The organism is bacterium (genome assembly GCA_037143175.1).
Classification (GTDB): Bacteria; Verrucomicrobiota; Kiritimatiellia; order CAIKKV01; family CAITUY01; genus JAABPW01.
Map to the genome: position 1 here is coordinate 1 of JBAWZF010000024.1, position 19,791 is coordinate 19,791.

At 54.6% G+C, this 19,791-nt stretch carries 20 protein-coding genes; 12 read left to right on the forward strand and 8 right to left on the reverse strand.

Annotated elements, in window-relative coordinates:
* The coding region (locus tag WCI03_08945; GenBank protein MEI8139980.1) for a hypothetical protein at window positions 1–556 on the reverse strand (556 nt) is incomplete at its 3' end.
* Window positions 557–666: 110 nt separating this feature from the next.
* On the opposite strand from WCI03_08945, the gene aroC reads away from it, so the two are divergent.
* The 6 genes from aroC to WCI03_08975 are packed head-to-tail and all read left to right on the forward strand — an operon-like array spanning window position 667 to window position 8,327.
* Window positions 667–1,746 (forward strand): chorismate synthase, encoded by a 1,080-nt coding sequence (gene aroC / locus WCI03_08950; protein ID MEI8139981.1) that lies wholly within the window; start codon window positions 667–669, stop codon window positions 1,744–1,746.
* Complete coding sequence (tgt, locus tag WCI03_08955; GenBank protein ID MEI8139982.1) at window positions 1,743–2,861, forward strand: tRNA guanosine(34) transglycosylase Tgt; 1,119 nt, start codon at window positions 1,743–1,745, stop codon at window positions 2,859–2,861. Before aroC ends, tgt begins: the two co-directional genes overlap by 4 nt.
* Window positions 2,862–3,224 (forward strand): preprotein translocase subunit YajC, encoded by a 363-nt coding sequence (gene yajC, locus WCI03_08960; GenBank protein ID MEI8139983.1) that lies wholly within the window; start codon window positions 2,862–2,864, stop codon window positions 3,222–3,224.
* A 32-nt stretch (window positions 3,225–3,256) separates the two neighbouring features.
* Window positions 3,257–5,818 carry a protein translocase subunit SecD gene (gene secD / locus WCI03_08965; GenBank protein MEI8139984.1) on the forward strand — a complete coding sequence of 854 codons (2,562 nt, stop codon included), beginning with the start codon at window positions 3,257–3,259 and terminating at the stop codon, window positions 5,816–5,818.
* A gap of 5 nt (window positions 5,819–5,823) precedes the next feature.
* The gene (recJ, locus tag WCI03_08970; protein MEI8139985.1) at window positions 5,824–7,542 is read left to right on the forward strand and encodes a single-stranded-DNA-specific exonuclease RecJ; all 1,719 of its coding nucleotides are present in this window, start codon (window positions 5,824–5,826) and stop codon (window positions 7,540–7,542) included.
* The gene (locus WCI03_08975) at window positions 7,539–8,327 is read left to right on the forward strand and encodes a PhzF family phenazine biosynthesis protein (protein ID MEI8139986.1); all 789 of its coding nucleotides are present in this window, start codon (window positions 7,539–7,541) and stop codon (window positions 8,325–8,327) included. The genes recJ and WCI03_08975 overlap by 4 nt, the downstream gene beginning before the upstream one ends.
* On the opposite strand, the gene mazG is transcribed toward WCI03_08975, so the two are convergent.
* The 3 genes from mazG to mutM form a co-directional block, all read right to left on the reverse strand.
* The gene (mazG, locus tag WCI03_08980) at window positions 8,317–9,117 is read right to left on the reverse strand and encodes a nucleoside triphosphate pyrophosphohydrolase (protein ID MEI8139987.1); all 801 of its coding nucleotides are present in this window, start codon (window positions 9,115–9,117) and stop codon (window positions 8,317–8,319) included. The genes WCI03_08975 and mazG overlap by 11 nt on opposite strands.
* Window positions 9,098–10,390 (reverse strand): phosphomethylpyrimidine synthase ThiC, encoded by a 1,293-nt coding sequence (gene thiC, locus WCI03_08985; protein ID MEI8139988.1) that lies wholly within the window; start codon window positions 10,388–10,390, stop codon window positions 9,098–9,100. The genes mazG and thiC overlap by 20 nt, the downstream gene beginning before the upstream one ends.
* A 196-nt stretch (window positions 10,391–10,586) precedes the next feature.
* Window positions 10,587–11,417, reverse strand: coding sequence for a DNA-formamidopyrimidine glycosylase (mutM, locus tag WCI03_08990; protein ID MEI8139989.1), 831 nt, complete (start codon window positions 11,415–11,417; stop codon window positions 10,587–10,589).
* 151 nt (window positions 11,418–11,568) lie between these two features.
* Between mutM and WCI03_08995 the strand changes: the two genes are divergently transcribed.
* From WCI03_08995 to WCI03_09020, 6 genes are all read left to right on the forward strand, one after another.
* Window positions 11,569–11,694, forward strand: a complete 126-nt coding sequence (locus WCI03_08995; GenBank protein MEI8139990.1) for a hypothetical protein — start codon at window positions 11,569–11,571, stop codon at window positions 11,692–11,694.
* 85 nt (window positions 11,695–11,779) lie between these two features.
* Entirely contained in the window at window positions 11,780–12,370 is a 591-nt protein-coding gene (hisB, locus tag WCI03_09000; protein ID MEI8139991.1) for an imidazoleglycerol-phosphate dehydratase HisB, read from the forward strand.
* Between the two features lies 1 nt (window position 12,371).
* Window positions 12,372–13,109 (forward strand): 1-(5-phosphoribosyl)-5-[(5-phosphoribosylamino)methylideneamino]imidazole-4-carboxamide isomerase, encoded by a 738-nt coding sequence (gene hisA, locus WCI03_09005; protein ID MEI8139992.1) that lies wholly within the window; start codon window positions 12,372–12,374, stop codon window positions 13,107–13,109.
* Window positions 13,106–14,389 carry a pitrilysin family protein gene (locus tag WCI03_09010; GenBank protein MEI8139993.1) on the forward strand — a complete coding sequence of 428 codons (1,284 nt, stop codon included), beginning with the start codon at window positions 13,106–13,108 and terminating at the stop codon, window positions 14,387–14,389. Before hisA ends, WCI03_09010 begins: the two co-directional genes overlap by 4 nt.
* Window positions 14,390–14,396: 7 nt before the next feature.
* Window positions 14,397–15,131 (forward strand): SDR family NAD(P)-dependent oxidoreductase, encoded by a 735-nt coding sequence (locus tag WCI03_09015; protein MEI8139994.1) that lies wholly within the window; start codon window positions 14,397–14,399, stop codon window positions 15,129–15,131.
* Window positions 15,132–15,151: 20 nt separating this feature from the next.
* A complete protein-coding gene (locus tag WCI03_09020; protein MEI8139995.1) occupies window positions 15,152–15,820 on the forward strand; it encodes a class II aldolase/adducin family protein in 669 nt (222 codons plus the stop codon).
* 9 nt (window positions 15,821–15,829) lie between these two features.
* Here the strand turns inward: WCI03_09020 and WCI03_09025 are convergent, their stop codons facing one another.
* The 4 genes from WCI03_09025 to WCI03_09040 all read right to left on the reverse strand — a co-directional run bounded on the left by WCI03_09025 (window position 15,830) and on the right by WCI03_09040 (window position 19,790).
* Entirely contained in the window at window positions 15,830–16,924 is a 1,095-nt protein-coding gene (locus WCI03_09025; protein ID MEI8139996.1) for a mannose-1-phosphate guanylyltransferase, read from the reverse strand.
* A gap of 68 nt (window positions 16,925–16,992) precedes the next feature.
* Window positions 16,993–17,331, reverse strand: a complete 339-nt coding sequence (locus tag WCI03_09030) for a DUF192 domain-containing protein (GenBank protein ID MEI8139997.1) — start codon at window positions 17,329–17,331, stop codon at window positions 16,993–16,995.
* A 118-nt stretch (window positions 17,332–17,449) separates the two neighbouring features.
* Window positions 17,450–18,829, reverse strand: a complete 1,380-nt coding sequence (thrC, locus tag WCI03_09035) for a threonine synthase (GenBank protein ID MEI8139998.1) — start codon at window positions 18,827–18,829, stop codon at window positions 17,450–17,452.
* Window positions 18,830–18,908: 79 nt separating this feature from the next.
* The gene (locus WCI03_09040; protein MEI8139999.1) at window positions 18,909–19,790 is read right to left on the reverse strand and encodes a prepilin peptidase; all 882 of its coding nucleotides are present in this window, start codon (window positions 19,788–19,790) and stop codon (window positions 18,909–18,911) included.
* Window position 19,791: the final 1 nt, after the last annotated feature.

The window sequence follows — 19,791 nt, forward strand, 5'->3', positions numbered from 1 at the left end:
GCCCGGGGGGTGTCGGTGGTGGCTTTGGGTGTGGGTTTCCGTAAATGGAAGAAGGTTGCGATCCGTCAACACCCATCGCTCCGCCACCGTCAGTACCTGACCGGGTTCGAACCCATTCAAGATTTTTCTGACCAACTAATACAAGTGGGAATTCTGCGAAAGGCGCATCGGAAGGAAGTGAAAAAAAAGTAAACATATCGGGTGCCAGTCGGGGCGGGGGGAGGGCATATTTCTCAGAAGTCTTTTGGAGATCGGCATCCGTAGTACCTGCGGCCAAGCCTGCCAGTTTGCTCTCGAATTCGACTTTGGCGACGTCGATATCGGGTTTGTCTGAGGTTGTGTTGGCAGGGAGTATGGGGCCTGATGTAGTTACGGCTTTAGTTGAAGGAGCGGAGTCGTTATTACTCTTATCACCCTTCAGCATGGCTTGTAACCTTGACATATTGTCAAGCTCCGGGGTAAGGGAAAGATAATAAAAATAGCCTGCAATCAAACTGCATGCCACCACGCATAGCAAGAGAATGATAATCGGAAAACGTTTGTTTTGATCTCTCACGAAAATGCCCCTTATGAGGACGACCTCATTTCAATATACATCATTATCCAAGAAACCATTGCATTGAGCAAGATGGATTTCGTACTGTACGCGGATTGGAGAAACGATTTATGGGCAATACATTTGGAACCGTCTTTCGCGTTACAACATTTGGTGAGTCGCATGGGCCAATGGTGGGTGCTGTCATTGACGGCCTGCCGGCTCAGTTTCATTTAAAGGAATCCGACATTCAGCCGCAATTGGATAGGCGTCGTCCGGGGCAAAGCGATTTGACCACACCGCGTCAGGAATCCGACACCGTACAGATTATTTCAGGGATGCAGAAAGGGGTCACCTTAGGCTCGCCCGTGACCCTGGTGATTCCTAATCGGGATACCAAACCTGAGGATTATGGTGAAATGCGGGCGGCGCCGCGACCCTCCCATGCGGATTTCACCTATATGACGAAATACGGCGTGTTGGCCTCCAGTGGGGGTGGTCGTGCAAGCGCTCGTGAGACGGCGGCGCGGGTGGCCGCTGGTGCGGTAGCCGAAAAACTGCTTCATGAACGGTTCGGGATTGAGATCGTCGCCTGGGTTCAGTCTGTGGGAGAACTTGAGGCTGCCGATGTGGACGCGGCGACGATTTCCCGGGCGCAGGTAGACAAAAACCCTGTTCGTTGTCCGGATCAGGCGCAGGCGGCTACCATGGCCACGCTGATCCGCTCCCTGAAGGAGGCCGGTGATTCGGTGGGTGGCGTGGTTTCCTGCGTCTGTCGCAATGTGCCGGCAGGGTGGGGTGAACCGGTGTTCGGCAAGCTGTCCGGTCTGCTGGCTGGTGCCATGCTGACCATTCCGGCCACACGCGGTTTCGAGTTTGGATTGGGCTTTGCTGCCACCAGTTTGCGTGGCTCGGTGCATAATGACCCATTTGTGAAGCGTGGCAAATCGCTGGGAACACTGACTAATAACAGTGGCGGGATCCAGGGTGGCATCTCGAATGGGGAATCGATTCTTTTCCGGGTGGCGTTCAAGCCGCCAGCCACGATCGGGTGTGCCCAGTCCACGGTAAATTGGGATGGTCAGAAGTGTGAATTGAAAGCGCGTGGCCGGCACGATCCCTGTGTGGTGCCCCGGGCTGTGCCGGTGGTTGAGGCAATGGCGGCGCTGGTGCTGGCCGATGTGGCCCTGATGGCGACGGTTGCCAAGTGAAGGCGCCGGGCACCTACGAACTTCTGGCGACTGATCCCAAAAGCAAGGCGCGGCGTGGGCGGTTATGGACCTTGCATGGGGCCATTGAAACCCCGGTGTTTATGCCGGTGGGGACTCAAGCAACGGTTAAGGCCATGACTCCCGTGGAGATGAAGGAGGCGGGGTCCGATATTATTTTAGGGAATACCTATCACCTGAGTTTGCGGCCTGGCGTGGCTATCATTGAAAAATGCGGTGGCTTACACCGGTTTATGGGGTGGGACCGGCCCATTTTGACTGATAGCGGCGGTTTTCAGGTCTTCAGCCTCTCCAAACTCCGCAAAATCAAGCCTGACGGGGTTGAATTTGCCTCGCATATTGATGGAACAAAGCTGTTTTTGGGGCCTCGTGAGGCGATGGATATCCAGCGCCGACTCGGATCAGATATTATGATGGCTTTTGACGAGTGTCCTCCCTATCCCAGTACCTACGAATACGCTTGTCAGGCCGTAATGCGAACCCTATCATGGGCCGCTTTATGTGCCGAACTGCATCCGCGGAACGGCCAACTGGTCTTTGGAATTGTGCAAGGCGGCGAATATGCCGACCTGCGTGCGAGGTGTGCCCGCGAATTGGTCGCGATCGGCTTTGATGGTTATGCCGTCGGGGGCGTGAGTGTGGGCGAGCCGGAACCGGTTCTGCTGGAGGCCGTAAAGAACGGTGTGGCGGAATTGCCGGTGGATCGGCCGCGCTATCTGATGGGTGTGGGCGTGTTGAAGCAACTCGTGGAATCGGTGGCATTGGGCATTGATATGTTTGATTGTGTCATGCCCACGCGATATGCCCGGCATGGTACGGCGATGACTCGAACGGGACATTTCCCGGTTCGGAACGGACTGTACAAAGAGGATACCCGTCCGGTTGAAGAGGGCTGCAAGTGTTATTGCTGCCAGAACTTCACGCGGGCGTATATCCGGCATCTGATGAATGTGAAGGAAATCCTGGGGGTGCGTCTGTTATCGATCCATAACCTGCACAGGACTTTAGAGTTTATGCGCGAGATGCGAGCGGCGCTGGATCATGGGGTGTTTGATGAGTTTAGACAGGAATTTTACGCAACTAATAAGGAGAATTAAATGAGCATGACGACGACACTGTTGTTTTTAGGTATGGGTGCACCTCCGGCTGGCGGACAGGCGCAGGGCGGTAGCGGAATGTTGATGATGGGCTATATGGTCATCATTTTCGCGCTCTTCTATTTTATGATGATCCGCCCCCAGCAGAAGCGGGAAAAAGAACGCCGGGCGATGGTGGATAGCATCAAGGTTGGTGATCGCGTTATGTTCTGCGGCGGAATGATCGGGGCGGTGGCGACTGTCAAAGAGCAGTTGCTGGTCATCAAGGTATCAGAAACCACCAAGGTGGAGATTGTCCGTAGTGCCGTGATCCGCGTGCTGGGCAAGGATGAAGTTCCCGCCAGCGTGGAAATTTCTAAGTAATAATGGGCGAGGGTAGCGAGGAGTAGTCGATTATGGATAAGAAAACGATCTTTAAGTGGATGTTGCTGATTGTTCTGGTGGGGATGTCGGTTGCGATGGTTTTCCCCGTCAAGGATAAGGTTCGTTTTGGTTTGGATATCAAGGGCGGAACCAGCTTTACGGTGCAGATCGACGAATCCGCCATGTCGGATCAGATCCGTGAGGAGATGAAGGCCAAGTTGGGCGCCGAAGATTTCGCCAAATTGTCTGAAGAGCAGGTCACGGTCCGCGTGAAGGATCGGATGATCACTACCCTCAAGGAAGCCCAGGCACGGGCCATTGAAGTGATCCGGAATCGTGTGGATGGCCTGGGCATCGCCGAACCGATCATCTTCCCGGAGAAGGATAATCGCATTGTCGTTCAGCTTCCCGGCGTCGATGAAAAGAAGCGTGATGAAGCGGCGCGTATGCTCAAAGAAGCGGCCTTCCTTGAATTCCGCATGGTTCACGAAAAGAATTCTGAACTGATCAATAAACTGTTTGAGAAGGGTGTTGCGCCGGAAGGGTACAAGATTATGTCCCTCGCCGATGGCGGCGCTTCCCGCGAATATCTGGTTCGTGACCGGCAGGCCGTTCCAGACGAAAAAATGGATTCCACATTCCGTGCGAAGGTGTCACTTTTCAATGCCCCCCGACGCTGTGAACTCCTTTTTGAAAAACAGAAAGTGGGCGGACGTGAAGCGTTCATGCCTTATTATGTCGAAAAAACGGCGCAGTTGACGGGCGATACCCTGAAGCGTGCCACGGTGGATACCCAGGGCGTCGGGCAGTCGGTTGTCAGTCTTGAGTTCAATCCCGAAGGATCCCGTAAATTTGCGCGGGTAACCGGCGAATATGCGCCCGGTGGAGCCAAGAACCCGGGCCCCGTTGGTCGTCAGATGGCGATTGTGCTTGATGGTTCACTGTATTCCGCCCCCGTGATCAAAGAGGCCATTCATGGCGGACGTGCGGTCATCAGCGGTAGTTTCACCTTCAGTGAGGCCCTGTTCCTGACCCATATTCTGAAGGCTGGCTCACTGCCCGCCCCCGTTGAAATTGTTGAACGCCGGGTGGTAGATCCCACACTGGGTAAGGATTCGGTTACCAGCGGTATGAATGCCGGTCTGTATGGCTGTGTGGTGATCATTATCCTGATGGCACTTTATTATCTGGTCAACGGCTTGCTGGCCGATTTGGCGCTGATCCTGAATGTGGTGTTGTTGCCCTTGGGCATGATCGTGGTGGCCGGTATTCTCGGGATGTTCTCCAGTGATGCCCGGGCCGGAAGCGCCATAGCCCTGCCGGTGTTGACGTTACCGGGTATTGCGGGTATTGCCCTGAGTATTGGTATGGCCGTGGATACGAACGTTCTGATTTTTGAGCGTATTCGTGAGGAAATCAAGGGCGGCAAGAGCCTCAAGGCGTCCATTGATGCCGGTTTTTCACGTGCCTTTGCGGCGGTGTTTGACTCCCATGTGGCCACCATCTTGACGGCCGTGATCATGTTTATTTTTGGATCAGGCCCGGTTCGTGGCTATGCCATCACCTTGATTGCCGGTCTGTTGATCAATCTTTATACCGCTGTGACGGTCACCCATATGTGCCATATGCTGATCGCTGAACGGACCAACAAAGTATCCATCATGAAGATGTTGTCGTTTATTCCTGAGACGAATTTCGATTTCATCGGGAAATGGAAATGGATGCTGGGGGGCACCTTTGCGGTAGTGGTGGTCTCCTGGACCTTGATGATTGGTCATGGGATGAAAGATAAATCGAGTGTCTTCGGCGTGGACTTCACAGGGGGAACGCAGTTGACGATGAGCTTTCAGGACAAGCCTGAAATCGATGGCGTCCGTAATGTTTTGACAGGCGGCGGGATTAAAGATCCGTCTATTCAATTCCAGAAGGGCATGGAGGCCGGGACGCGCGAGATTCTTTTGGTTAAGGTTGCAACGTTGGAAGAAGGCAAGCAGGTTGAATCTTTGCTCACCACCAAGATTCCCCAGGCAGGCTTCAAGCTGATGCAGCAGGACGATGTAGGCCCTCAAATCGGAAAGGAATTGAAAGCGCGTGCCGCTTGGGCAATTATCTTGGGTACGTTGGCCATGGTTATTTATATTGCCTTCCGGTTTGAATTCGGCTTCGGGCTTGGAGCCGTGGTGGCGACCATTCATGATGCCATGATTACAATCGGTATCTGCCATCTGTTTGGCTTCCCGATCACGATGACGCTGATCGCCGGGGTACTGACCATTATTGGTTACTCGAGCAATGATACGGTGATTATCTTTGATCGAATTCGCGAAAATCTGCGCCTTTATCGGGGCGGCCAGACCTTCAAGGAATTGTGTAATCATAGTATTAATCAAACCCTGTCCCGTACGTTGCTGACCAGTTCCTTCACTCTTGTGTCGGTGCTGTTCCTGCTCATTATGGGGGGTGGCGCATTGAAGGACTTCTCTGTTGCCATGTTGGTGGGTATGATCACGGGTACCTACTCAAGTATCTATATTGCCACTCCTGTAACCTTGGCCTGGTACCGCTGGAAGGCCCCGGATCTCGGACAGAAATAAGCTTCGTGAAAAATTGGAGACTTCGAGAGACGGAAGACGGGCCAGTTCAAGAACTGGCCCGTCGTTCTTTGTTGCCAGCCCCCTTGGCCCGGGCACTCCTGTTGCGTGGCGTATCTGCCGCCGGCGATGTGGAACGGTTTCTGAACCCCAGGCTAAGTGACGTTGTCGACCCTTTCACCCTGCCGGCCATGGACGCTGCGGTGGTCAGAATATGGAAGGCGATCAAGGCGGGTGAAACGATGGTGGTGTATGGGGATTATGATGTCGATGGCGTGACCAGCGCTGCCTTGATGAGCCATGTCCTTACCCGCCTGGGCGGGAAGGTATTCCGATTTCTTCCCAGCCGTACGGAGGAGGGGTATGGGCTGAATGCGGAGACCGTGGCGCGGTGTATCAGTGCTTTCAACCCGAGTCTGATCGTTACCACCGACTGTGGATCCGGCTCACATGAAGCCGCTGCCGCGGCGTCCAAGGCTGGTGTGGATATTGTGGTGACCGATCATCATGAGGTGGGGATGGGCGGGCTGGCGCCAGTGGTGGCGGTCGTTAATCCCAAGCTGGGTTCAGACCTGCAGGCCCGCTGTCTTTCGGGTGTTGGTGTTGCCTTCAAGGTCTGTCATGCCTTGCTGAAAAAGGGGCGTGATCAAAAACAGAAATGCGCCATGGCTCTGGATTTACGGGAGTTCCTGGATCTTGTGGCGCTGGGCACCGTTTCGGATATGGTGCCGATGATTTATGAAAACCGGATTCTGGTTCGGCATGGGCTTGCCCAATTGAACCGCCGGGAGCGTTTGGGGTTACGGATCCTTTCCGAGGTCGCCGGAGCGACTGGGGAACTCGGTACCTATCATGTCGGGTTTGTGCTCGGGCCCAGAATGAATGCCGCCGGGCGTATGGGTAAAGCGGATGTTGCCCTGGAACTTTTGCTCACTGAGGATCCCGCTAAAGCCCGTGAACTCGCGGTCTTTTTGGATTCTGCCAATCAGGATCGCAAACAGGTCGAGAGTGAAATCATGGAGGAAGCTGTCCGCCGGATCGAGGCCAATTACGATCCCAACTTGCATTTTGGAATTGTGGTGGGAGACATCGGATGGCATGTCGGCGTGGTGGGCATTGTCGCCTCACGGCTGGTGAGTAAGTATGGACGACCTGCGATTGTAGTCGGCTTTGATGAGAATGGGGTAGGGCGGGGCTCCTGCCGCAGCATTGAGGGCTTTGATCTGTTGGGTGGCCTGAATGTTTGCAGTGAGTATTTGAGCCGGCATGGTGGTCATGAAATGGCGGCTGGCTTAGAGTTACAGCATGGGGTGTTTGAGTCGTTCCAGAAGGCGTTTTATACGGTTTGTGAGAAGGGTTTGAAGGGACGTGACCTCCGACGAACCCTGGCATTGGATAGTTGGGTTTCCCTGGCCGAAGTATTGGATCCCGGGTTTCTGGATGTGACCACCCGCATGGGGCCTTATGGTGAAAGCAATGCCGAGCCGGTGTGGGGCTTGAAAAGCGTCCAAATCGTGGGAGCCCCCCGGATTCTTAAGGAATCTCATCTCAAGATGCGAGTGGGGGTGGGGCATGATGTGTGTGATGCGATTGGATTCAAGATGGCAGATCAGTTGAAAGATTTGCCCGATGGCCCCGTGGATTTGGCGTTTAATTTGCGTACCAACACTTATATGAACCGGACAACCCTGCAATTGAATCTGCTGGATATCAGGAGCGGCACATGAAAATACCCTACTATCAGTTGGCGGCATTTGCGGAGGAGCGATTCAAAGGGAACCCGGCCGGGGTTTGTTTTTTGGCCAGAGGCTGGCTGCCTGATGATGTGATGCAGAAAATTGCCGCCGAGAACGGGGTATCTGAAACCGCCTTTGTTATCCGCGAAAGCGAAGGATATGGCCTCCGTTGGTTTTCTCCGATCATGGAGGTCGATTTGTGCGGCCATGCGACGCTGGCTACGGCGCATGCGATCTTTTTTGAGACAGGCCTGGATGCGGAAAGCATCACCTTCAAGACCCGCAGTGGCGAGGTGAGTGTGGCGCGGGTTGAGGATATGATGATGTTGGATTTCCCGGCGCGACCGCCGGTGCGCTGTGCGGCCCCGGACGGGGTGGAGTTTGTATTGGGCACTATGCCGCAGGAAATATGGCGGGCGCGGGATTATCTGGTGGTGTTCGAATCCGAAGCGGATGTGAAGTCCCTTCAACCCGATTTCGAGAAACTGCGTGAGTGGGATTGTCTGGGTGTCATTGCGACCGCCCCTGGTGATTCCGTGGATTTTGTTTCCCGCTTCTTTGCTCCCAAAGTCGGCCTTAATGAGGATCCCGTAACTGGCTCTGCCCATTCAACCCTGATTCCCTACTGGTCGCGGCGGCTCAAAAAGAAGGAACTTCATGCCCTCCAGGTTTCCGCCCGCGGCGGTGAACTCTTTTGCCAGGACCATGGCGACCGGGTTAAAATCGGCGGCTATGCGGTCACCTATCTCAGGGGCGAACTCGACATCATTCTGTAACATTGATCAATGTTTGGTGTGTTTTGACTGTGTTCCAGAAAGCGTCAAGTTCGGCCAGCGTGCAATCCGTCATTTGCTTGCCCGCGGCATGAACAAGGGCTTCCACGGCCTGGAACCGGCGTGAGAACTTGCGGACGGTTGCTGCGAGCAGCTCTTCGGCATGTAATTTCTGGAAGCGGCTGAGGTTGACTACGGAAAAGAGCAGATCCCCGATTTCTTCGGCAATGTGCTCTTTATTTCCCGAACGCATGGCTTCTTTGGTCTCTTCGAGTTCCTCTTCCAGTTTCGCCATGACATCATGGATGGCGGACCAGTCGAAACCCACGCGGGCGGCCCGGCTTTGAACCTGATGCGCTTTCATCAGGGCGGGCAGGTGATTGGGGACCCCGTCGACTACGGAACGTTTGCCGTTTTTCTTTTCTGTATTCTTGATCTGTTCCCATTTGGTGAGAACGTCCTTGGAGCCGGTCACCGTGACGTCGCCGAAGACATGCGGGTGGCGGCGGATCAGTTTTTCGGCGAGCACGGTGCAGATGTCGTCAAACCCGAATTCGCCCTTTTCCTGGCGGAGTTGGGCCTGAAAGACGACCTGAAGCAGCATATCGCCCAGTTCATCCTTATGCTTCTCAACGTCGCCGGAATCAATGGCATCAATCAGCTCGTAACACTCCTCGATCAGGAAGGGTTTGAGCGATTCCAGATTCTGTTCGCGATCCCACGGGCAACCCTTTTCGGGATCCCGTAGCTTCCGCATAATTTCAAGGACGCGGTCAATTGGTTTTGTGCTCATAAATCCTCTTGCTTGTGCGCATGGCGCAGAAATCGGGGCCACACATGGAACAGTGGTCGTCTTCGCCCTCTTTGCAGACGCGGGTTTGCTCGTAACGCTTCCGGGCATGTTCAGGATCCAGGGACAGTTCGAATTGGCGCTTCCAGTCGAAAGCAAAACGGGCATCGGCCATGGCGTCATCGACGACGCGGGCGCCGGGCAGTCCGCGTGCCACATCGGCGGCGTGGGCGGCGATGCGATAGGCGATCACGCCCTGATGAACCTCTTCGCCGGTCGGCAGGCCGAGATGCTCGGCAGGGGTGACGTAACAGAGCAGGCAGGCACCGTAATAGGCCGCCGATGTGGCGCCAATGGCGGAGGTGATATGGTCGTAGCCAGGGGCGATATCGGTGACAACCGGGCCCAGTACATAGAAGGGTGCCCCGTCGCAAATTTTCTGCTGACGTTCCATATTGGATTGGATCTGGTTGAACGGAACATGGCCGGGTCCTTCGACCATGACCTGCACGCCTTCCCGACGGCACCAATTTACCAGCTCAGCCAGGGTGTCAAGTTCGGCAAACTGGGCCTCATCACTGGCATCCGCCAGGCAACCCGGCCGCAGTCCATCGCCAAGTGAGACAGTGACATCATGTTTGCGACAGATTTCAATGATTTCATCCCAGTGGGTGAAAAGGGGGTTTTCTTTTTTGTGGAGGAGCATCCACTCGGCCAATAAAGAGCCGCCACGGCTGACAATACCCAGCTTGCGTTTCAGGGCGAGGGGGACATGGTGTTGGAGCAGTCCGGCATGCAGGGTCATAAAGTCGACTCCCTGTTCCGCTTGTTCCTTGATCACCTGAATGAGGACTTCAGCGGTGAGATCCATGGCTTTGCCATTAAGGCGAGAGATGGCCTCGTACATGGGGACGGTTCCCAGCGGAACCGGACTGGCCTTGAGCATTCCGGCACGGATGGCAGCCAGATCGGCACCGACACTGAGATCCATGACAAAATCGGCACCGGCCTTCAGGGCGATGTCGAGTTTGCAAAGTTCTTCCCCGGCTTCTGACCGCTCTGTGGAGCGGCCCAGATTGGCGTTTACCTTGGTGCGGAAGGCACGTCCGGCAATGGCGGGTTTGGCCATGGGGTGGGCGGGGTTGGCTGGCAGGACGGCCCGGCCTGAAGCAATTTCGTCTCGCACCAAGGTGGCTGGAACGCCTTCCAAGCGGGCGACTACTTCCATAACCTCAGTGATAATTCCTTTTCGTGCAGCGATTAACTGTGTCGTCATACGACTTCAGATTCCTTTCTTGAACGTGGATGAGCCAAAGACTTTATTGATTTTGCCAGGGAGAGTCAATTCGGCAAAGGGACTTCAATGCCTCGACTCATGACATCGTCTTTGTAGTACCCGCATTTGACTTTGTAAGGGTGCCGCAGGTGTCCTTAAATGGTGATCCCGCAATAAGTGGAAGATATATTGGCATTTAGCGGTGCTGACAGACCGGACAATGATGGGTACCTCGTTGTCCGACCACAGTGCGGACGATCTCGGTACGGCAGCGAGGGCAGGGCAGGCCAGTGCGGCGGAAGACCTTGAGAGCATCGGCATTACGGCCACGGTGACCTGCCACGCTGTAGAAATTACCTTCTCCGGTTCCCAGTGTGGTTCCGCAGTTTTCAACGCCCCGCTGCAATACGGTGCGAATGGCCTGATGCAGACGTTTTACTTCGGCAGGGAGCAGGGTGTCGGCGCGGCGTTCAGGGTGAATCTTGGCCTGCCACAATGCCTCATCTACATAGATGTTTCCCAACCCCGCCACGCAGGTCTGATCCAATAGCAGAGGTTTAATCATGCGGCTCTTGCCCTTGAGTTGATGCTGCAGTACCTGGACGGTGAAGGCCTCATCGAGCGGCTCTGGCCCAAGGTGATTCAACCCAGATCCGATCTCACGGGTGAGGCGGAACCGTCCGAACTTCCGGGTATCATTAAAGATGAGTTGATGTCCGTTCGTCAGGGTGATCAGCACATGGTCATGTTTCCCGGGCGGATCGATGAGCGTCGCGTAACGGAGTTTGCCCGTCATGCGGAGATGGATCAGGAGTTGCAGGCCATTATCGAGAAAAATCAGGATGTATTTCCCGCGGCGTGACAGGCGAGTGATGGTGCGGCCGCAGAGGGCCTTGGTAAAATGGGCAGCTGTCAGTCCCTCGATCGTTCGTGCCCAGCGAATATCCACAGATTGGATGACGGCCTTTTCAAGGCCATGGGCTCGTAAATCTCGCACAACAGTTTCAACTTCTGGTAGTTCGGGCATATTGTCACCTTTTGTTATCCATAATTTACAAGAAATCCCGCATCACGAAAAGGAAAAGCGTTTTGAGTACCCATAGATAATTCACATTCCCAATATAACGCCTAATTATTATACTCCATGGCTCTAATCATATCAGGAGATGCAGATGTTAATGAAATATCAAGGTGCGGGGGATATTTCGGTGATCGCTGAAGCGGATGTTGTGGTCGTAGGCGGAGGACCCGGTGGTCTGGGGGCAGTCCGGCAGCGTCTGGTCGCCGCCGGAGCCCGGCTCTGAGTCAGGCTGGATGTAGTTTGTAGACTGGCATTTGATGATGTGGTAGAACTAAGAAAATTTGTAAGCAATACCGGGAGCTAATTTCATGAAGAATCGAGTGGCTACAGTGGCGCGGAAAACGCGCGAGACAGACATTAAAGTTTCGGTCAATCTTGATGGGAGCGGAATCAGTAAAATTGAAACGGAGATGCCGTTTTTGAGCCACATGCTGGAATTATTCTCCAAGCACTCACTGATCGACCTCACCGTGGTGGCAAATGGGGATCTGGAAGTCGACTATCATCACACGGTTGAGGATCTCGGGCTGGTGCTCGGGGATGCGATTGATCAGGCGTTGGGTGACCGTAAGGGCATTGTGCGCTATGGATCGGCTTATATTCCCATGGATGATGCCTTGAGCCGGGCGGTAGTGGATTTGGGAGGGCGGCCTTTTATGGTTTATGACGTAGCCAACCGGACCCGCAAGATCCGTGATTTTGACTTACTGTTGATCCGTGAGTTTTTTCAGGCCTTTACCGTGAAAGCTCGCATGAATCTGCACATTGCCCAGCTCTATGGAAAAGAGCCGCACCATGCCTACGAAGCAATTTTCAAGGCGGTCGCCCGTGCGATGAGTGCCGCCTGCCAGAAGGATGCACGCGTCAAAGGTGTGCCCTCAAGTAAAGGGGCCATTTAAGTTGAAAATATATCCAGCGATTGACCTTAAGGACGGCAAATGCGTCAGACTGCGTCAGGGTTTGGCTTCTGCTGTTACCGTTTATTCTGAAGATCCGGTTGCCATGGCGAAGCAGTGGGCCGATGCCGGCGGCGACTGGTTGCATGTGGTCGATCTGGATGGGGCGTTTGCCGGGCACCCTGTTCATCATGAAGTGATCAAGGCCATGGCGGCCGCCATTTCCATTCCCTTGGAATTGGGTGGGGGACTACGTACGGATGCCGACATCCGTCAGATGCTCGACGCAGGTGTGAGCCGGGTGATTCTGGGAACGCGGGCCTGTGCCGATCCCCAGGCGCTGGCTGATTTGGTAAAGGTTTTTGGTGACCGGATCGCTGTTGGCATTGATGCCCGTAAGGGGAAAGTTCAAGTCAAGGGTTGGGTGGAAACCACCGATACGCTGGCCGTCGATCTCGCCGTGAAGGTCGCTGCGGTGGGTGTGCGTACCATCATTTATACCGATACGGCCACGGATGGCATGTTGACGGGGCCGAATCTCGAAGGTGTACGCCTTCTATGCCGGGCGGTGAAAGCCAATGTCATTGCCTCGGGGGGGATTTCTAAATGTGAGGATATTGCCGCACTGGCGGCTTTGAAGCTTTCCAATCTCGATGGCGTTATTGTGGGGAAAGCCCTCTATGAAGGGGCCGTCACCATTCCCGCCATGCGGGCGGTGGCTGGATCGGCTCCCTGCGCATGATGATCAATTCCAAATGCGAACGGCTTCCCTCCGGGATTCGTGTGGTGACGGCGCCCATGCCGCACGTCGAAAGCATTTCGATGGGAGTCTGGGTGGGCGCAGGGGGGCGGTGTGAGGCGGCGGCCCAGTCCGGGGTCAGTCATTTTCTGGAGCATATTCTTTTCAAGGGAACCACCCGCCGTACAGCCCGTGAAATCTCGCAGGCCATTGAGGGGCGTGGCGGGGACATCAATGCCTTTACCCAGGAGGAAAACACCTGTTATTACGCCCGTGTGGCGGCGGCCCATTCCTGGCAGGCGTTGGATGTTCTCCTAGATATGATTCAACATCCCCGTATGTCTCCGGTGGATATCAAAAAGGAGCGGGACGTCATCATTGAGGAAATCATGATGGTTCGGGATCAGCCCCATCAGCAGGTGGAGGAAACGCTGGGTGAGCTGATGTGGCTGAATCACCCACTGGGTCGGCCCCTGGCTGGCACTTGTGAGACTGTGAAGGCCATCGGGCGCGAGGAGTTGCTGGCTTACAAGGCTAAGCATTATGTCCCCGCCAATATCGTTGTGGCGTTTGCGGGCAAATTGGATCATGCCGCCTGTGTTGAGCGCGTGCAGGCGGCCTTCCCTGAGAAGGGGCGGGCGCTGCCACTGCCGTTTGCCCCGCTGGGTAAAGGCGTGAAGCGCAAGCCGCTGGACGTGCTGTCAAAAGAGGTGGAACAGGCGCATATGGCATTGGGCTTCCGTACCTTTGGACGCAGGGATCCCCGCCGGTTTGCGTTGAAATTATTCAGTGTCATTTTAGGTGAGAACATGAGCTCGCGCTTGTTTCAGGTCGTGCGGGAGCAGTATGGCCTGGCCTATGCCATTCAATGTGGCGGACATATGTTTCATGATACCGGTGGGTTTGTAATTACCGGTGGGTTGGATCGGACCCGTTTGGAGCGTGCGATGGCGTTGATTGCCCGTGAGTTGCGCCGGATTAAGGAAACACCGGTGGGTAAGCGGGAGTTGGAGCGGGCCCGTGATTATTCCATCGGACAGATTCAATTGGGATTGGAAAGTACGACGAGTCAGATGATGTGGATTGGCGAACACATCCTGGCTTACGGTCGTGTGAAAGCTCCGGAAGAGGGCATTGAATCGTTGAAGAAGGTGACAGCCGCCGAGATTCAGCAGTTGGCATGTGAGATTCTGCGTCCTGAGCACGCCAGTCTTGCCATGGTCCTGCCGGATGCGGGTGGACGTGTGAATGCGAAACTGGAATCCTGGTTGGGCACCTTTTGAGGAGATTATGAAACTTCGTGGAAAAACAGCATTAGTGACCGGTGGTGCCGTCAGGATTGGCAAGGCCATTTGTGAGGCGTTGGCGGATGAAGGATGTAATGTCGTCATTCACTGCAGCCGCTCGATGTTGGCTGCCCAACAACTGGCCGTGATGATCCGCGAACGCGGGGTCAAGGCGTGGGTGGTACGTGAGGCGATTGACTCCGAGACTGATTGCCGCTCCTTGATCGCCGCTTCCCTCAAGCAGGCAAAGCACCTTGATATTCTGGTCAATAATGCCGCGGTATTCCACAAGAACGGACTGATGACTCTGACAGAGCGCAAGTTGAATGCGGAGTTGGGTATTAATTTTTTCGCGCCTATATTTCTGACGCGATTTTTTGCAGAGCAGGCGGAGCAGGGGGCCGTGATCAATTTACTGGATCGGCGAATCCTGGCAAATGATATCGAGTGTATGCCTTATTCGCTGTCCAAAAAAGGGTTGGCGGCCTTTACTCAGGAAGCGGCCCTTGCATTGGCACCGGCTATTACCGTGAATGCTGTGGCACCCGGTGCCGTGTTGCCACCGCCCGGGAAGGGGTCGCAATATCTTTATGACCATGCGGGCCGGATTCCGCTGAACCAGCGAATTTCGCCCCAGGACGTGGCGGCCGGGGTAGTGGCATTGTTGAGACTTGAGGGAGTGACCGGCCAGACACTTTTTGTGGATGGCGGACAGCATTTGCTTGGGAATGGCGTGTGAACAATAAGGATTGATGGATTATGACGTATAAAGCTTTGCGTAAGGAAGTTTGTGATGCGAATCACGAACTTCAGAACATTAACCTGACGTTTTTAGGGCGCGGTGAAGTGAGTGGACTTGATCGTGAGCGCGGGGTGATGGTCGTAAAGCCTGCCAGCATTTCCCATGAGCGGCTGATTCCGGAAGATATGCTGGTGTTGGATTTTTCAGGAACCAGACTGGAGGGGACTTTGGCCCCGAGTCCTGACGCCATCACGCATTTGTATCTTGCCCAAGCATTTATGGAGGTAGGCTTTATTGTCAGCAGTTTCGGCCCGCATACCGCCATGTTTGCCCAGGCCCTGCGGCCCATTCCCTGTCTGGGCTCCCTTCATGCTGCGCATTTCAAGGGGGAAATTCCAATCACGCGCATGTTGCGGAAACCGGAACTGGATCGTAGTTATGAAAAGAGTCTGGCGGCGGTGATTATCGAACGTTTCGGGCGAATGGTTCACCTTGAAACGCCCGCCGTCCTGGTTGCGAGTCATGGTGCGGTAGCCTGGGGCCAAACCTCGGAGGAGGCGGTGCTTAAAGCCCGCGCGGTAGAGGAATTGGCGCGTATCGCTTTGGGAGCCTTGCAGCTGGCACCGACCATTCAACCTATTCCGGCCATGCTTGTTGAGCGTACTTTTGCCGATTACAGGAAGTGAATTGGCGAACTACACATACCCGGCACCGAACTTTGTGGCGACCAGCTTCTGCACTTCCTTGATGCTTTCGGCTTGATCGGCAGGGCAGATCAAGGTGGCTTCGGGCGTGTGAATCACCATGAGGTTATGACAGCCGACGGTGACAATCAGGTGCTTGGGATCGCTGGAGGCCACCAGCATTCCCTTGCTATCCATGAGTAGTGATTTTCCTTCACCGATGGCATTCTGATTCTCGTCCAATGGGCAGGTTAGGGCAAACGATGGCCAGGATCCGACGTCCAGCCATTTGAGCGGCATGGGGACGGCTGCAACTTGGACTGCGGTGTCACGGGAGGCCGGCTCCATCACGGCAAAATCGACGCTGATTTTTTTCAGGGTGGGATAGATTTCCTCGATGACTTTCTGCTGTGATGGCGTTCCCCAGGCTGCGGCAATTTTCATGAGTCCGGCATGGTTTTCCGGATGATAGCGGCGCATACAGTCCAAGAGCGTGGAGGCGCGCCAGACGAACATCCCGCTGTTCCAAAGATATTTTGATGCGCCTGCCTTGAAATAATTTTCAGCCATCTCTGCAGCCGGCTTCTCTTTGAACTGATCCACAATCGATGCGCCGTTTCCGAGGGCTTTGCTGAGTTGCAGATAGCCATAGCCGGTGGCGGCGTGTGTGGGAGCTATGCCGAAGGTGACCAGGGTGCGTGGCATTTCTTCCGCCAGGCGGTAGCCCTGATCAACAATTTTAAGGAAATGATCGATGGGCTCAATAATGTGATCGGCCGTGAAGATGGCGATGACGGCAGCCGGGTCATTTTTTGCAAGGATTGCGGCGCTAAAGCCGACCGCATTCAGGGTGTCGCGAGCACAGGGTTCGCCTAGAAACTGATTGGCTCCCAATTCGGGAAGCGCCTGTCGCATCAGGGGTTCCTGCTTATTGGAGGCGCAGATATACCGTTGAGCGGCGGGGACAAGTCCCTCCAGCCGCTGAGTGGCAATTTGGACGAGACTTTTCCCCTGAATAAACGGCAACAATTGTTTGGGTGTGGCTTCCCGGCTCATGGGCCACAATCGCGTTCCCGATCCTCCAGCCATAATCACAGCATATCTCATGTTAATTTCTCCCTTGTGTCATAGAGGGCTTTCATATCAAAACGGAAGCAAGACTTCATCACTGATCTTCACTGATCCACACTAAGCGGAGTTCTCGTGTCATCAACAACGTCTCCAACTCGGGGTAGGGGAGCGAGCCAGCCACTTTGGACTTCGATGACGGCGTGGGCCTTCCTGCCGCCCCAGACCAGTCTCCAGGGCGCAACATTCTGCCTGGTCTTTACCACCTGATTGTGGTCGTCCAGGAAGATGACATCGATGGGGAAACGCATGAAGCAGGTATGAATGGAGCCGCAGGGACGCAGGAGCAAGCCCTGTCCGGTTTTCAGGTGGGAACGCCCCGACAGCCCAACACTGCGTTTCCAAAAGGTATCGGCAACGATTAGTTCAGGAATTAGTGTTAACATGGATGTACAGGATAAACAGGATGGTTTTGGAGCCCCCTCCCGCGGCGCTTTATCCTGTAAATCCTGTATATCCATGTTAAATCTCTTGTCTTACCGTAACCAAAGCGTCCTTGGTTTATCAGATGTTTTTTTCCATATGCCGGCGGATCTCGGTCTCGCTGGCGGGGAGGATGGCACAGCGGGTGGGCAGATCGCGCAGTGCTTCAAGGATGGGATGATGGGCCAGATCCGAACCCGTGGCATCCTGAATGGCCTGACTGAATTTTGCCGGATGCGCGGTGGCCAGGCAGATCATAGGTGAATTCTTTGTCACATAGGGTTTAGCAACATGGACTCCAACGGCGGTATGAGGATCAAGAAGGTAGCCGTAGCGCGTCTGAAATTCCTTAATGGTAGCCAAGGTCTGTACCGTATTCCCTGCGCCGGCACAGATCAGGTCATCGATTTGACCATTGGCGAGGGGGGGCACAGAAATCTTTTTATCCGTGTCGAATTGCTTCATGACCTGGCTCAATGTTTTCGGGTTGGCGCCCAGTCGATAATAAAGATAGCGCTCGAAGTTACTGGCAACCTGAATGTCCATGGACGGACTGATTGTGGCATGAACGGTGTCGCTGCTGTAAACGCCGGTATTGAAGAATCGCGACAAGATATCGTTCTCATTAGTAGCCAGGACCAGTCGGCTGATAGGGAGTCCCATTTTGGCCGCCACATATCCGGCAAAAATGTCGCCGAAGTTACCGGTGGGAATGGAGAACTGGACCGTCTTGGCGCCGGTCAATCGCATGACGCGGAAGGCGGCGAAGAAGTAATACACAATTTGGGCTAACACTCGTGCCCAGTTGATGGAATTGACCGTGCCGAGTGAATAGCGATCCTTGAACTCCAGATCGCTGAATATGGTTTTCATGATCCGCTGGCAGTCATCAAAGGTGCCGTCCACGGCAATGTTGAAGACGTTGGCGTCCGGCACGGTGGTCATTTGACGTTCCTGGAGCGGGCTGACCCGGCCATGAGGATGCATAACGAAGATGTTGATATGTTCGCGGCCTTTTACGCCATCGATGGCGGCACTGCCGGTGTCGCCACTGGTGGCGGCCAGAATGTTCATTTCCTGTCCGGTTTTCTTCAGGACATATTCAAAGGCATTCCCCAGAAACTGGAGGGCTACATCCTTGAAGGCGAGGGTCGGGCCGTGGAAGAGTTCCAGGATATGAATATCCCCGACGCTGCGTACAGGAGTGACGTCCGGATGCCGGAAGGAGGAGTAGCTCCGGGTAATCAAGTCGCGCAATTCTGGCTCGGGAATATCGGTATAAAGGCGCATGACCTCGAAGGCGAGGTCGGTGTAGGAGAGGTGTTTCCAGGCCTGAAGTTTGTCGGTGACATTCGGGATCACGTCAGGGAGCAGGAGACCCCCGTCGCGTGCCAGGCCGGTCATGACGGCATCCTGAAATCCCCGACGCTCATTTTCACCACGAGTACTGATGTATTGCATGGCTGGAACCATAGGTTATGGGGAAAGCGACAGGCAAGGAGAAATTATGCTGTTATAGGCTTTTGCTACCACCTCAACTTTAACTCGATGGCGGCATTAACCAGTTCAGATAGGCGTAGAGCAGGGTAGGTCCCCACACGATCCAGATCAGTGCGGCGGCGGCAATGTAGGGGCCAAAGGGAATGCGGCTCTGCATCTCTTTCTTGCCCGTCAGGATCATTGACACCCCGACGCCAGCCCCCAGGAAAGAGGATACCATCAATGTGAAAATAACTGCCGGCCAGCCCAGGAAGGCACCGATGGCTCCCATAAGTTTAACGTCACCCATTCCCATGGCATCCTTTCGGAAGATCAGTTTACCCACTACGGCAATTCCCCACAGGATTCCGACTCCCACGGATGCTCCCAGCAGAGAGGCAACGAATCCGCTATAAGCGTTGGGTTGGCCTTGTAATGAAGGCACCAGAGTGCTGAAGGTCAAGCCCAGCACGATTCCGCCGAGCGAAACCCGGTCAGGGATAATCATGTGTTCAAGATCCACAAAGGTGCCCAGGGCCAGTCCGAAAACCGCCAGCCAGAAAATGGGGATGATGGCAAAGGAATAGACAGGCGTCATGGCCAGTACCGGATTGGGACTGGCTTTGAGCCATACCATCACAAAGAGCACGGCGATCAATGTTTCCACGATGACGTAGCGGGGGGATATGGTTCCCTTGCAGTTCCGGCAGCGCGCACGCAGGATTATAAAACTCACCAGCGGTATGTTATCGTACCAATGGATGGCTTTATTGCAATGAGGACAGTGGGAGCCGGGGCTGATCACAGACTCCTCGCGCGGAATCCGGTAAATACACACGTTAAGAAAACTGCCCATGCAGGCGCCGAACCAGAACACAAGGCCTGTTAGGTACAGATACATTCCCGGGCTAAGTGCGGCAATGGCTTCGCAAATGGTACTCATA

Excerpts from the sequence above, each read along its gene's own strand:
- aroC (MEI8139981.1), top strand. The coding sequence starts at position 667 with ATGGGCAATACATTTGGAACCGTCTTTCGCGTTACAACATTTGGTGAG.
- yajC (MEI8139983.1), top strand. The coding sequence starts at position 2,862 with ATGAGCATGACGACGACACTGTTGTTTTTAGGTATGGGTGCACCTCCG.
- secD (MEI8139984.1), top strand. The coding sequence starts at position 3,257 with ATGGATAAGAAAACGATCTTTAAGTGGATGTTGCTGATTGTTCTGGTG.
- WCI03_08975 (MEI8139986.1), top strand. The coding sequence starts at position 7,539 with ATGAAAATACCCTACTATCAGTTGGCGGCATTTGCGGAGGAGCGATTC.
- mazG (MEI8139987.1), bottom strand. The coding sequence starts at position 9,117 with ATGAGCACAAAACCAATTGACCGCGTCCTTGAAATTATGCGGAAGCTA.
- thiC (MEI8139988.1), bottom strand. The coding sequence starts at position 10,390 with ATGACGACACAGTTAATCGCTGCACGAAAAGGAATTATCACTGAGGTT.
- mutM (MEI8139989.1), bottom strand. The coding sequence starts at position 11,417 with ATGCCCGAACTACCAGAAGTTGAAACTGTTGTGCGAGATTTACGAGCC.
- WCI03_08995 (MEI8139990.1), top strand. The coding sequence starts at position 11,569 with ATGAAATATCAAGGTGCGGGGGATATTTCGGTGATCGCTGAAGCGGAT.
- hisB (MEI8139991.1), top strand. The coding sequence starts at position 11,780 with ATGAAGAATCGAGTGGCTACAGTGGCGCGGAAAACGCGCGAGACAGAC.
- WCI03_09010 (MEI8139993.1), top strand. The coding sequence starts at position 13,106 with ATGATGATCAATTCCAAATGCGAACGGCTTCCCTCCGGGATTCGTGTG.
- WCI03_09015 (MEI8139994.1), top strand. The coding sequence starts at position 14,397 with ATGAAACTTCGTGGAAAAACAGCATTAGTGACCGGTGGTGCCGTCAGG.
- WCI03_09020 (MEI8139995.1), top strand. The coding sequence starts at position 15,152 with ATGACGTATAAAGCTTTGCGTAAGGAAGTTTGTGATGCGAATCACGAA.
- WCI03_09025 (MEI8139996.1), bottom strand. The coding sequence starts at position 16,924 with ATGAGATATGCTGTGATTATGGCTGGAGGATCGGGAACGCGATTGTGG.
- WCI03_09030 (MEI8139997.1), bottom strand. The coding sequence starts at position 17,331 with ATGTTAACACTAATTCCTGAACTAATCGTTGCCGATACCTTTTGGAAA.
- thrC (MEI8139998.1), bottom strand. The coding sequence starts at position 18,829 with ATGCAATACATCAGTACTCGTGGTGAAAATGAGCGTCGGGGATTTCAG.
- WCI03_09040 (MEI8139999.1), bottom strand. The coding sequence starts at position 19,790 with ATGAGTACCATTTGCGAAGCCATTGCCGCACTTAGCCCGGGAATGTAT.